The organism is Mycobacterium sp., from assembly GCF_049647605.1.
Taxonomy (GTDB): Bacteria; Actinomycetota; Actinomycetes; order Mycobacteriales; family Mycobacteriaceae; genus Mycobacterium.
The window spans coordinates 1-12,931 of record NZ_JBARXZ010000205.1 but is presented as its reverse complement, the minus strand read 5'-3'; the positions used below and the strand labels follow the sequence as shown (position 1 = coordinate 12,931).

Annotated in this window: 9 protein-coding genes and 1 pseudogene; 5 read left to right on the top strand and 5 right to left on the bottom strand. The window is 65.9% G+C overall.

Features of this window, described 5'->3' with window-relative positions; all coding sequences use genetic code 11:
• Window positions 1-834 (bottom strand): annotated as a pseudogene (locus tag WBB07_RS25985) (hypothetical protein); the annotation flags it as partial.
• A gap of 469 nt (window positions 835-1,303) precedes the next feature.
• Between WBB07_RS25985 and WBB07_RS25980 the strand changes: the two are divergent.
• The 3 genes from WBB07_RS25980 to WBB07_RS25970 are packed head-to-tail and all read left to right on the top strand — an operon-like array spanning window position 1,304 to window position 4,324.
• Entirely contained in the window at window positions 1,304-1,783 is a 480-nt protein-coding gene (locus tag WBB07_RS25980) for a ribose-5-phosphate isomerase (protein ID WP_526312015.1), read from the top strand.
• A gap of 3 nt (window positions 1,784-1,786) precedes the next feature.
• Window positions 1,787-2,593 (top strand): Fpg/Nei family DNA glycosylase, encoded by an 807-nt coding sequence (locus WBB07_RS25975; RefSeq protein WP_526312013.1) that lies wholly within the window; start codon window positions 1,787-1,789, stop codon window positions 2,591-2,593.
• Between the two features lie 45 nt (window positions 2,594-2,638).
• Window positions 2,639-4,324 (top strand): cation:proton antiporter, encoded by a 1,686-nt coding sequence (locus WBB07_RS25970; RefSeq protein ID WP_526312011.1) that lies wholly within the window; start codon window positions 2,639-2,641, stop codon window positions 4,322-4,324.
• Window positions 4,325-4,329: 5 nt separating this feature from the next.
• Here the strand turns inward: WBB07_RS25970 and WBB07_RS25965 are convergent, their stop codons facing one another.
• The 4 genes from WBB07_RS25965 to WBB07_RS25950 form a co-directional block, all read right to left on the bottom strand.
• Window positions 4,330-5,127 carry a DUF1542 domain-containing protein gene (locus tag WBB07_RS25965; RefSeq protein ID WP_526312017.1) on the bottom strand — a complete coding sequence of 266 codons (798 nt, stop codon included), beginning with the start codon at window positions 5,125-5,127 and terminating at the stop codon, window positions 4,330-4,332.
• Between the two features lie 63 nt (window positions 5,128-5,190).
• On the bottom strand, window positions 5,191-6,162 hold the full coding sequence (gene bsh / locus WBB07_RS25960) for a bile salt hydrolase (RefSeq protein WP_526312009.1): 972 nt from the start codon (window positions 6,160-6,162) through the stop codon (window positions 5,191-5,193).
• A gap of 70 nt (window positions 6,163-6,232) precedes the next feature.
• On the bottom strand, window positions 6,233-8,821 hold the full coding sequence (locus tag WBB07_RS25955; protein ID WP_526312007.1) for a S15 peptidase family protein: 2,589 nt from the start codon (window positions 8,819-8,821) through the stop codon (window positions 6,233-6,235).
• A 132-nt stretch (window positions 8,822-8,953) separates the two neighbouring features.
• Complete coding sequence (locus WBB07_RS25950; protein ID WP_526312005.1) at window positions 8,954-9,613, bottom strand: VldE C-terminal domain-containing protein; 660 nt, start codon at window positions 9,611-9,613, stop codon at window positions 8,954-8,956.
• Between the two features lie 380 nt (window positions 9,614-9,993).
• On the opposite strand from WBB07_RS25950, the gene WBB07_RS25945 reads away from it, so the two are divergent.
• The gene (locus tag WBB07_RS25945; RefSeq protein ID WP_526312003.1) at window positions 9,994-10,656 is read left to right on the top strand and encodes a C39 family peptidase; all 663 of its coding nucleotides are present in this window, start codon (window positions 9,994-9,996) and stop codon (window positions 10,654-10,656) included.
• A 307-nt stretch (window positions 10,657-10,963) separates the two neighbouring features.
• A partial coding sequence (locus WBB07_RS25940) for an Ig-like domain-containing protein (RefSeq protein WP_526312001.1) occupies window positions 10,964-12,931 on the top strand: 1,968 nt, incomplete at its 3' end.

The following is a 12,931-nucleotide window of genomic DNA, read 5'->3' as shown; positions in this document are numbered from 1 at the left end:
GGTTGTCGCCGTGCCGCCGGCGCCACCGTCACCGCCGGTCGCGTTGCCGTTCAACGAGCTCGCGAAGCCGCCCGCCCCGCCTTTGCCGCCGTTTCCGAGCAGGCCGCTGCTCCCGCCGGCCCCGCCGGCGGCCCCGGTGGCATCCGCCTCGTTCACCTCGGTGGTGGGGTCGTCATCAAGGGTGTTCTGGTCGTAGCCACCTTCACCGCCCTCACCGCCACTGCCGAAGAAGAATCCGCCGTTGCCGCCTCTGCCGCCGGCGAACGCGTCGGACACCTTGACGCCGTCCTCGTAGATGGCATCACCGCCATAGCCGCCCTTGCCGCCATTGCCGGAGATCCAGCCGCCGTTGCCGCCCTTGCCTCCGGCGACGCCCAGTGAAACCCAGGTGGCGGTGTCGTCGTCGTAATAGCCGCCGTCCCCGCCCAGTCCGCCGTTACCGAACAAGAAGGCGTTGCCGCCGGCTCCGCCGAACGCGCCGTTGCCGCCGTTGCCCCAGAGCAGTCCGCCGTTGCCGCCGCGGCAGTTCTCGGTGCAGTTCGGATCGATCTCGAGAGCATCGAGCCCGTTGCCGATCAGCCAGCCGCCGGGTCCGATGATCGGGCGGAAGAACGGTTCGAACATCGACGGGTCCAGCAGCAGGCCCACGGAAGCGCCGACAAGGTTGGAATCGCAATAGGCGTCCAGCCTGTTGTCGGCGTTCAAGCAGTCGGAGCTGTTGGCAAGCGCCACCTCCACGGTTCTTGTGGTGGCCGTCGGTGGCGCGGTGGCGGCGGTGGCGGCCACCGCGGCGCCCATTCCGATCATCGCGGCTCCGGCGACGCCTGTTGTCACGAACTTCTGAACTGATCGCCCGTACTTCACATACATGGCAAGACCCCCCTGGGTTGTGTCGGCCTGCCCCCTCGGTAGGCCTGTCCTGTACGTTTCCTGAGAACCGCTGACATGATTGTCAAATTTGCGGGGATCGCCGTCAAGGCTCACTGCGGCTGTTGTTGCCGCGTTGTTGAGGCGGAAAATATACAAAGAGGTACCGAACTCACCTACTTTGGTATTTATCCAGGTAGCGTCGCATTTTCCAGCGATATCACGTCGCCATGCCTTGACGCTCATCCCGGATTTCTTCTCGAATCGAGGGTAAATGGACGTCTTTGTGCAGGCTTCAGGTATTTTGCTGAAATCACACGATCGGTGCCGAAGTCGTGGCTGACCACGGTTAGCGGGCGGTGCTTCCCGCACCGTGCCCGCGGTTGCGGGAAGGACCTGTGGAACGGGTCAACACCGGGAAAGTAGGGTTACCGGCATGCGCGTCTACCTCGGTGCCGACCACGCCGGATACGAACTGAAACAGGCCATCATCGAGCATCTGAAGGCGGGCGGCCACGAGCCGGTCGACTGCGGTGCTTACTCCTATGACGCCGAAGACGACTACCCGACATTCTGCATCGCCGCGGCCGTCAAGACCGTGGCCGATCCAGGCAGCCTGGGCATTGTTCTCGGCGGGTCCGGAAACGGTGAGCAGATCGCCGCGAACAAGGTGCCGGGCGCGCGGTGTGCGTTGGCGTGGAGCACCGAAACGGCCGAACTGGCGCGCCAGCACAACAACGCCCAGCTGATCGGTATCGGTGGGCGCATGCACACCACCGAAGAGGCTCTCGCCATCGTCGACGCGTTCCTGGCGACGCCGTGGTCGGAAGCCGAACGCCACCAACGCCGTATCGACATCCTGGCTGAGTACGAGTCGACACACGAGGCGCCGCCGGTACCCGGAGCCCCGGAGTAGTAGGTGCCTGAAGGGCACACGCTGCACCGGCTCGCCCGACTGCATCAACGCCGGTTCGGGCGGGCGCCGGTGCGGGTGGGCAGCCCGCAGGGCAGGTTCACCGATGGCGCAGCGGCCGTCGACGGACGCACCCTGCAAAAAGCCGATGCCTGGGGCAAGCATCTGTTCCATCACTATGACGGCGGCCGCGTGGTGCACGTCCATCTCGGGCTCTACGGCACGTTCACCGAGTTTCCCGCGGTCGATATCGAAGAGATCCCAGATCCGGTGGGGCAGATTCGGATGCGGATGATCGGCACCGAGTACGGGACCGATCTGCGTGGCCCGATCGTGTGCGAAGTGATCGAAGAGGGCGAGGTGGTCGAGGTCGTTGCCAGACTCGGCCCCGACCCGCTCCGCAAGGACGCCGACCCGGCACCGGCCTGGGCGCGGATCACCAAGTCCCGCAGAACCATCGGCGCACTGCTGATGGATCAGACCGTGCTCGCCGGTGTCGGCAACGTCTATCGCAATGAACTGCTCTTCCGCCACCACATCGATCCGTTCCGTCCTGGTGTCACCATCACTTCCGATGAGTTCACAGCGATGTGGGCCGATCTGGTGGACCTGATGAATGTCGGTCTGCGGCGCGGGAAGATCGTCGTCGTGCGCCCCGAGGACGACCATGGTGCCCCGTCGTATCGCCCCGGGCGGCCCCGCACCTACGTCTACCGTCGTGCACTGGAGCCCTGCCGCATCTGCAGCGCCCCGATCAAGACGGTCGAACTCGAAGGCCGGAACGTCTTCTGGTGCCCAACGTGTCAGACCTGAGCGGGTCGGTCAGCGAATTCTGGGGATTGACGCGACAATTGGCCGATGGAACTCATCCTGGTCGTCGTCGGCGCGATCGTGGTCACCGCCATTGCCCATCGGCGCGGCCTGGAACCAGCGCTCATCATCGTCATGATCGGCGCCGCGGTGTCGTTCCTGCCGGGATTCGAAGCACCTGAACTCGATTCGCACATCCTGCTGACGGTCGTACTGCCGCCGCTGCTCTACTCGGCGGCTCTCAACTTCTCGTTCCCGACATTCCTGCGCAACATCAAACCCATCATCGGCCTCGGCGTAGCGCTGGTGGTGGTCACCGCGTTCACGGTGGCAGCGATATCTTCCTGGCTGGTGGTGGTGCCGCTGACCTTCATGACTGCGCTGGTGCTCGGCGCCATCGTCGCCCCACCCGATGCCGTGACCGCGGTCGCGGTCGGCCGCAAGCTGGGGTTGCCGAAACGCGTCATGGCGATCCTGACCGGCGAGAGCCTGATCAACGACGCCGCCGCACTGACGTTGTTCTCGATAGCGGTGGCTCATGTCGCGGGCACCCACACCTTCATCGAGAACCCGGTACTGCTGTTTGGCTATTCGGCAGTCGTCGGGCCGCTGGTCGGCGCCGCCCTGGGCTACGTGACGCTCTGGATCCGGCGTCGGCTGGCCAACCCTGGTCTGGAAACAGTGCAGGGACTGGTGGTTCCATTCGCCGCGTTCATCGCAGCGGAGCACCTCCACGCGTCCGGAGTGTTGGCCGTGGTGGTCGCCGGATTTGTTGTCGGCAGCGGATCGCTGGACGCCGGTTACCAAACCCGTCTGCAGGAGCGGTATGTGTGGAACTCCGTCGACGTGTTGCTGGAGGCATTCGTATTCGCCTACATCGGACTGCATCTGCGGTTCGTGTTGGAGGATCTGCGCGAAGCCCACGAGTCGCTGGCCGAGGTGGGGATCGCGGCGGGTGTTGTGTTGTTGGTGGTGTTGGTGATTCGGCCGACCTCGGTATTTGCGATGTTCGGTCGCGGAGTGCTGTCACGAGAGGTCGACAAGCGGCTCAGTGTCCGGGTCCCGGAGGGCGAGGCCCGCGGTGCACTCGGTACCCGGAAACGCGCCAAGAAGGCAAAATGGCGGGCCCGCATCGACAATCGGTCGCTCACCTGGCAGGAGAACGTGGTGGTGTCCTGGACGGGCATGCGAGGTGTGGTGACTTTGGCTGCCGCAGCTGCCATTCCGGTGACGACGGCGGCGGGGGAGCCGTTCCCTGAACGTGCCACCATCCAGGCGATCGCGTTTGTGGTCAGCGTCGGCACCCTGTTGTTACAGGGTTGGACATTGCCGCTGTTGATCCGACGGGTCGAGCTGTCCTCGGACGCCGACCACGCCTACACCTACGCCGAAACTGCCAAGGCGGAGCGAATCGTCCAGCAGGCGGCAGGTGAAGTGCTCGACGAGTTCGGGGCGAACCCACCCGAGGGATTGGATCCAAGGGCCCTGGCCGAGATCCGCACGACCATCGCGCGCCACTCCCAGGACGCGGACGAGATGCCGGATCCGGAGGCGCACACGGTGCGTGCCGAGACATTTGCCGCGCTGTACCGCGCGGTGCTGATCGCGCAGCGGGCCGCCCTCATCGGGGAACGTGATGAGGGGCGCCTCGACGATGAGGCGGTACGGGCGATGCTCGAACGCCTGGACCTCCAGGAAGCGGGAGTCACCGCCCGCTTGGAGAGCCGCTTCTGAGCGGCTCAGAAGCCGCCGAAGTCCCCACCGAAGTCGCCCCAGCCACCGCCACCGAAGTCGCCACCGCCGAAGTCGCCGCCTCCGTAGTCACCACCGCCGTAGTCACCACCGAAGTCGCCGCCACCGTCACCGCCGGCGCCCTGATCGAAGCCCTGGTCATAACCCTGAGCAAATCCCTGCTCGTAACCGGTACCGGCCATCCCGGAGAACAAGGTGCTGAACAGCAGCATCGAACCGACGCCCCAGGCTCCGGCCACCAGGGCGGGCTTCCACCACGGTTCGGAGTACCAGCCGGCCGGAACTGGACGGCCCGCGACGGTGCCGCCGGGGTAGTAGTTCGGGGTGCGCTGCGACGGTGACGGAGAGGCCTCGATCTCACGGCCTTCGAACTGCACGCTGCGGTCTTCGGTCACCTGGCCGGCGGTGCGCTGGCCGTGCAGCAACTCCAGGTCCGGCCCGGGATCCATCCCCATGGCGACCCGGGCGGCCCGCGCGTAGTACAGCCCCTCGAGTGCGCTTTCCTTGGCCAGCAGCGCCTGCTTGGCGGTGGTGGCCTGGTCGATCTGTGAGCCGGCCGCGGTGTAGCGTTCGGCCGCGTCGGCGAGTGCCTGCTTGGAGGCGTCGTCGGTGCCGGTCAGGCTGATCACCTGACCGCCGAGGCGCTCGATGACGCGCCGCGCGTCGGCCTTTGCGTCATCCAGGGACGCTTCGTTGCGGCGACCAGAAGCCCGCGAGGAACTCCACACAGCCAGACCGATGGCCGCAACGACAACAAGGATCAAAAGCAGCAGGAAGCCGTCCATGGCATCCAGCGTACTCACAGAAACTCGGTGCTCCCCGATGAAACCTCGGGAGTCTGCTGTGGCTCAGAAGCCGAGCGCTACCGGCGCAAACTTCGACGTCACGTCCCCGGCCAACGACTCGTCATACGGGTCGATGCCCACCGGCACATTGCCGGCACTGATGTCGAGATCGTCGAGCTGTGCCCACAACACGGCAGGGCTGACGGTCAGTTCGAAGTACACGGTGCGGTGGGTCAGGTCGATCACCGTCCGGTATTCGGTGTTGTAGATGCCGAAGTCCTCGTACGGGGCGCCGAACGGTACCGACACATTGCGTGCGATCGCCATGACTCCGGCGACCGCCTGTCGCTCGGTGGCCGGTTCGGGCAGCAGCGCGGAGAAGTAGGCGGCTCGCTGGAACCTGTCGACAGCGTTGACATTTCCCGGCAGCGGGGTGGTGCTGCCGGGTTTCGAGAAGTCCTTTTCGGCAAGCAGTTTCAGCTGTTCGTCGTAGCTGGGATCGTTGGTCATCAGCGTGTACTGACGGCCGTGGTGGATCACCGGTTGACCGCCGGCGATCTCGATGATCGCTGAATCGCCGGTGGCATCCTCGATGGCCAGATGGACGTTGGCGTCGAAACCTCGAACGTTGATCAGCACCACCTGGATGTCGTCCATCAGCGCAAGGGCCTCTTGCACAGTGGCCGCCTGGTCGAGCAGGTACTGCACCCACAACCCGATCTGCAGACCGGGTTTGGTGGTGTCCCGCTCACCGAAGTCGGAGGCGTCCAGATAGAGCCCGTGCGCGGCCAGGCCTTGTTCGTTGAACCCGTCGATGGTGCCGACTCCGTAGATGGTGGTCACCAGGCTGCCGTAGCGGCTGGTCCACGTCAGCGGGTTCTCGGCCACAACGACCGTGCCGCCGACGAGCCCGCCGTGGCGGGTCAGCCCGCGTGGCATCGCCACCAGCAGCGGCTGCGTGGACTCCGGCCAATCCATGGTGCGGCCGGTCAGTACGGCAAGAGCATTGCTGTTCCACAGGATTCGGGTGCACACGCCCAGTACCGTAGCCGGTCGGCGGGCCGCAGGCCGGTTGTTGGATTCATGTTTGGGTGCTGTTTTCCAGCTACCGGCCGCCACCGGTCAGTAGCTTCTCGACCGAGAACGGGGTTGGAGCTACCGGCGGCGCACTCACCGGCGGCAGCGACATCGGGGTGGCGGCCGCTGCGGTGGGCAGCGTGATCGTCACTGTCGACACGTTCACGAGACCGAGTGACGTGAAATCCTCGTAGGCGGTTGCCGAGTCCACGATCTGCAGGGTCAGCGAGTCACCCTCGCCCATGGTGTAGGCGATGTTCTCCAGGTGGATCGTGACCGTGCGGGTGTGGCCGTCCAGGGTGACCGGGACCGGCGTCACGAGGTTGCCGAGCACCCGGCCGGTCTTGTTGTCGACGAGCTGGGCGTAGATGTTGCGACTGGTGCCCAGGCCGGAGTACGTCAGTGTCAGTGTGGGCGCACCCACCACATGGACGTCGGGGCTGCCCGCCGGCCGCGCGGGGATCTCGACCTGCAGGGCGTGACGCGACGCGGCGGCGGCCGGCAGCGAGATCGGGAAGGGGATCTTGGTCTGGGGGCCTGATCCTCCGATGATCGGAAGGACCGGCAGGAGACCGCCGTGGCCCGACACCTCGATGGTCTCGCTGGAGAAGAAGGGGGAGCCGTCGATCGGAAGGTTGTTGGCGGTGAACCAGTTTCCGTTCTGGTCGACCCAGACGAACTCGGGACCGGGCAGCACCCCGGGCCCGGTGCCCTTGTACTTGACATAGGTGTCCATCCAGGCCAGCTGCTGGTTGATGAGATACTGGGTCTGGCTGGCTTGAGCGTCCTTGTCGAGATCCAGGCAGTAGCCGTGTCCGCCGCAGTACCAGATCATCCGCACGGGTACGTCGGGATTGAGTGCGGCGGCGTTGTCCAGCGCTTGTTGCAGCGTGAACAGCCCATCGACGGTGCCTTGTAGAAACATCGTTGGGACCGTGATGTTTCCGACGACCGTGGCGGGGCTGTTACTGGACAGGAACGCCCGTTGGCCGGGGGTGAGGAAGCCGAACAGCACGCCGGTGGTGATACCGGCGTAGATCTCCAGATCGGGCCGGGCGCCGGTGGAGACCAACGCCAGCGCCAGCAGCGACGCCCATGCCGTCTTGAACGCATTGTTCGGGTAGAGCGCCGTTTCGAGTGAGTTCCAGGCGATGCCGGGTGCGATCGCATCGATGCGGGGATCGATTCCGGCCGAGGTCAATTGGATGCCGCCGCCGTAGGACCCTCCGAGCATCCCGATCAGCGGATCGTCGCTGGTGCCTTCGAACGCCGTGCCCGGTTGCCCGCTGACCCACGAGATGATGGCCGAGACGTCTCGGGCTTCGTAGTTCTCGGAGTCCAGATGCATCCGGCCGCCGGAGGCGAACTCGCCGCGCGGATCCCAGGTGACGACGTTGTAGCCGGCTTCCCGCATCGTCGTGATGCCCGGTACCAGGCCGGACACGGTGTTCGGTTGGCTGAGGTTGATGTAGCCCGCGGTGGCCAGGCTGGGACCGTTGAGGATTGTCGGGGCATCCTCGCCCAAGCCCAGCCCGGACGCGGGGAAGTGGTTGACGCTGATCGGGGTGCCGTCGAAGGATTTGATCCTCGTGGTGAACGCTATCGGCGCCTGGTTCGCGCCGACGTAGGGGGCGACGTTCACGACGACGCCGAAGACCTCCGCGCGGCCGATGAGCGGTGACAGGACATCTTTGACGATCGGGATCTGCTGCAAGACCACCAGCACCCGCGGAGCGATCAGTTTGATGACCGGAATGTTCAGCAGCGCCTGCGTGAAGGCCGTCTGCTCGGCCATCAAGATCGAGAACTTCTCCGTGGTGGCCGGCCTTGACGAGGACAGGTAGGGCAGGAACGTGAAGTCTCCGTCGGGTTGCAGACTCAGCTTTCCGCCGCCGCTCGGGTTGCGCACCAATGAGTACGTCATCGGTTTCGAGCTGACGGCGTTGTTGATGCCGGTGATCACGCCGTCGACAAGTGCGATCTCGGGGTCGTAGGCGAGTTCGCGACGTGCGGCGGCCGCCAGCATCCACTCGGCGGGCGCGCTTGCCGGGGAGCCGGGATCCGGGGTGGTCGGTGCCGCTGCGGCCTTGGACGTCCGAACCTGGGTGAGGGCGGTTGTTTGCGTGACCGCGTGTTCGGTGTCGCCGCTGCCCGTGCCCGGGTTGCTCGTGTCGCCGTTGCCCGAGTCGATCTCGCGGGTGGCTTCGAGATGGCCGGAGTCGGTGTCCGGTGCGTTGCCGGACTTGGTCGCACGCATGGTCTTGGCTGGTGTGTCGTCCTCGGACGTGGTGTTGTCGTCCTTGTCGGAGGTCGGGTTGCTCCGGGTCTGCTTCGCGGATGAATCCGTGTCGTCGTCGGCCGACTTGGACAAACGGCGGTCCGGCCTGTCGGCGTCTGCGCGGGTAGCTGACTTGATCTTGATGCTGTTGCGCTGCTTGGTGTCTGAGCCCTTGGCCGACGACGAAGACGAGGGCGCCGTCGATGACGATGACGATGAACTCTTGGAATCGCGGTCGGTGTCCGCCGACGCGGTGCCGGCGGCGAGGAGGATCGCAACACCTGCGCCGAGTGCCACTGCCAAACCGCCGACCCGACCTACGTATCGCGCAGCACCCATGATGTCCTCTTTGCTGTCCGGCGGGATTGTTAGCCGACAGTACCGCCCCGGGAGGAATCAATTGACGGTAATTGCAAATAGTGCGGGTGGGTCCGTGGTTGCTGTCGTACGGAGATCGCCGGGGCCCGCGGGTCAGCGGTAGTAGATCTCGTTGCCTGCCGGGTAGCCGCCACCGGTGGTGGTGACGTGAACGTGATCGAAGTGGCCGTAGCCAGAGCCCTTGGCTCCGCCGGGGGTGTAGTAGACACCGCGCCAGATGGCGTCCTGGATACCGAACCGCTCGGCATTCTTGAGGACAAAGGCGACGATTTCGTTGCCGAGCCTGATGCCTTCGGCTGAGTTGGGGTTCTGGATCATCACATCCAGCGCCAGACCGTTGGGATGCCAGCGCAGGGAGTCCTGCCGTACTCCGCCGATCTCGCGAATCTCGGGGAACACGGCGCTGATGGCCCTGGCGGTGAGGATGGTGCGCACCTGCAGGCCCCGCTCGGGGGCAACACCGGCCACCAGGGTGCGCTCGACGGTCCGCAGCCGCGCCGCCGAGGCGACGGGGGCTGCGGCCTTCAGTCCGTGGGCGGCGAATCCGATCGGGTCTACCGCCACCATCTCCACACAGCAGGTGGACAGAGGGCCGGAGCCGGCGGCGAGTTGGTCCACCGGTGCGGCCTCGATCTCGACGGGCGGGGTGCCGGCATCACCTTTGACTGCAAAGAGAACTCCGAGAGGAACGGCCACCGACACTAGAAAAGCCGACGGGTTGCGCCGCTTCCTGGGTTGTGAATGCCGTCCCACGGGCAGCAGCTTACGCGAGGTGCCGGAGGCTACCGCAATGGGAATGGAAACTGCAGTCGGCGCTCGGATCGTTATGCGATCGAGATTGCTTGTCTGGAAGTCTGTGACCTGCCGGTTTTCAACGTCCGGTGAGCTGCGGAAACGTCGCTTCAGGTGCCGGTGGTCCCGGATCGTCCGTCAAGACCGTCGTCGACTCCCGATTTTGGTTGCCATCGTGCTGGTGCCCTCCGGTCGGGGCACGGCTGCCAGCTACGTCTGGACGACGGCGCTCGGCCGGCGGAACGTGGCTGTCGGCCGATACTCGGTGCCCCGTTGCTGGAGGCGTGCCCGGTTGAGGTCTCGCCAAGAATCCGACAAGGACGCGTCGCCATGCTGCGGTCATGAAAACCACCGCACTGTCCGCCGCCGTCGCCGCCGCGCTGACCGCGATCGCGGTCGCTTATGCCGGACCTGCGTCGGCGGCCATCGGAATGCACGGAGACCCGGCGTACGGCTCCGAGAACTGGAGCAAGCAAACCTACGACGACTGCGCGATCATGGCGTCGGCGCATCTGATCGGCTACTTCACCGGGGACACCCCGTCGGAAGAGGACATCGTCGCCGTTGCGGCGGCGACTCCCAGTAGTGATCATCCGGGTTCCATCTACGTCAAACCGGCCAACCTGGACGACCCCAACACCGGTGGCGGTACTTCGGAAACCGATCTGCCGGTTCTCATCGCGCAGTACGGGTTGACGTCCGTCTACACCGATGACAGCTCTGCGGGCGACACCGGCCTCGCCACCGGGATGCCCGCGCTCGAGCAGTACCTCGACACCAGCGGAGCGGTGCTCGCGATGGCGGACGCCGACATTCTCTGGAACACCCCGGGGGCGAACTACGGGTCTCACGCCGTCGTGGTCACCGGCATCGACACTGCCGCCGGGGTGGTGCACCTCAACGACAGCGGACCCGACGACGGCGCCGATGAGCAACTCTCGATCGCCGATTTCGAGACGGCCTGGGCCGAGTACGGCCACCAGCTGGTGATCGTCACCGAATGACGGCCCGCCGAGGGCGCAGCTGGATCGACGACGGCTTGGACCCGCAGGCGCCGGGGCGGGTCGGATGGGAGAACGCAGGGAGGGCAAGTAGTCACGTGAATTCACCCCTATGTCGGGCGAAATTTGAGGATTGCAGTTCCGTAAATATTTGCTGACTGGTATGAATTGACGGTCCACTTGTCGCCGTCGCTCCGGATCTTCAGTCCTGGCACTTTCATGCTGCAGCACATCACGGCCGACTGGCAGGTGTCGGTCACCATCTCGCGAGAACTTTTGCTCGCGGGACCAGTACATCGGGAGAAAAGCTATGAATTACGCCGCATATGTCGGCCGGGTCGGTGCGCTTGCTGTGGCGCTGGGCGTCGGTGCCGCGATCGCCGGCAGTACCGGGGTGGCCTGGGCTGACGATTCGTCCAGCGGGTCATCCAGCGGGTCGTCGTCGAAGTCGTCGACTGCCGGTCCGTCCAAGGATTCCGGGTCGGATACCGGTCGGTCATCGAAGTCTCAGCGGGAGCCTCGAAGCACCGCGTCGGGGAAGTCCGACGACTCCGGTTCGACCGGCAAGGACAACACGAAACCGGACCGGACGAACACGCCAAAAGCAGATTCGGACACCGATCAGGACGACAAGCAGGACGATGAGGACGACAGGAAAGGCAACGCCGACAAGAAGGCGGACAGGTCGGGCGGCCTGACCAAGGGCGCCGACAAGTTCGCTGAGGCAGGGGAGATCGACGCCACCCCTACCGGTGGCGAGGTCACCAGTTCCGGGGCAGCTCAGGGTGAGGACGCGCCGAAGGTGGAGCAACCGGCCGCCGACACCGATCCGAATCCGGTCGCCGCTGTCGGCGACGCCGAAGTCAAGGCGCCATCGGTGGCGGACACCGCAAGCGATGACGCTGACCTCGCCGCAGCGCCGGCAGTCATTCAGAAGGTGTCGCTGGCCTCGAACCCGACTGTCGGGATGCCGTCGTTGTTCGGCCCGGTGAATCTGCCCAATGGTCTTGGCCAGCTTGGGTTCTTGGCATTGCTGGAGACCTGGCGCCGCCAGATCGAAGGGGCCTTCCGCAACCAGCGGCCCACGGTGGCGCCCTCCGGCGAGGTCACCATGGGTGACGGTGGCAAACTCAGCGGCAGCCTGGGGGCGACAGATCCCGACGGTGATCCGCTGCGCTACCAGATGGAGCGGTTGGCGGCTCATGGTCAGGTCACCGTCGACGCCAACGGCATTGTCACCTACGTGCCCGACGACCCGAACTTCGTCGGCACCGACACCTTCACCCTCTCGGTGCGCGATAAGGGATTCCGGCTGTTCAGTCAGCCGGGTGTCACCACGGTGATCATGACCGTGCAGCTCGGTGAAACGCCGACCATGACGGCCACCGAGATCCGAGGTGGGTTGGGTGCCGGCTCTGTCGACCTGCGGGGCCCGTTGACTCGGGAAGAGGCGCGGGAGGTGCTGCGGGATCCGCGCTATGTCAATGAGATCGCGCGGCTGACGTCCATGAGCCCCACCCAGATCAGGGCAGCGGCCGACGATCCGCGCGTCATCGACGCGATGGTGGAGGCCAGCCGGAATCCGCAGGGGCGCGAAGCGTTCGGCACCGGCAGCAACGGGTCGTACAACCGGCCCAATGGTGAAGCCGGCGGTTGGCTTGCGGGCAACGGGGGCAACGGTTTCGACGCCGCCGGGTACGCCGGCAAGAATGGCGGCAACGGCGGCGACGGCGGCATCTTCGGCAGCGGCGGTAACGGCGGAAGCGGCGGCCTGTACGGGCATGGCGGTAGGGGCGGTAGCGCCGTCTTCTACGGCAACGGTGGCAGCGGTGGCCGCGGCGGGAACGGCGCGGCGGGCAACCCCGGCCGTAACGGGGGCATCGGCATTTGGGGTGGTACCCAATCGACCCGCTACGGCGGCAGGAACGCCAATGTCACCGGCTACCACGGCAACCCGGGCAAGCAGGGATACACCGGCTACACCGGCCAAATGGGCGGCAAGGCCGGCAACGGCGGCGCCGGCGGAACCGGCGGCCAGAACTTCGGCAACGGAGGCAATGGCGGTACCGGCGGCGATGGTGGCCGCGGTGGCAATGGCGGTGTCGGCGGACAGGGCGGCACGGGCGGTAACGGTGGCAACGCGGTGTCTCGTCACGACCCGAAGGTGCACACCACCGCACGCGGTGGCACCGGCGGTCAGGGCGGTCGCGGTGGCACCGGCGGTAACGGCGGACAGGGCGGCGACGGTGGTGCCGGTGGTGCCGGCGGGCGCGCGCCC

What these genes read in the sequence shown, in the direction of transcription:
- WBB07_RS25980 (WP_526312015.1), top strand. Translation starts at nt 1,304, where the DNA reads ATGCGCGTCTACCTCGGTGCCGACCACGCCGGATACGAACTGAAACAG.
- WBB07_RS25970 (WP_526312011.1), top strand. Translation starts at nt 2,639, where the DNA reads ATGGAACTCATCCTGGTCGTCGTCGGCGCGATCGTGGTCACCGCCATT.
- WBB07_RS25965 (WP_526312017.1), bottom strand. Translation starts at nt 5,127, where the DNA reads ATGGACGGCTTCCTGCTGCTTTTGATCCTTGTTGTCGTTGCGGCCATC.
- WBB07_RS25955 (WP_526312007.1), bottom strand. Translation starts at nt 8,821, where the DNA reads ATGGGTGCTGCGCGATACGTAGGTCGGGTCGGCGGTTTGGCAGTGGCA.
- WBB07_RS25945 (WP_526312003.1), top strand. Translation starts at nt 9,994, where the DNA reads ATGAAAACCACCGCACTGTCCGCCGCCGTCGCCGCCGCGCTGACCGCG.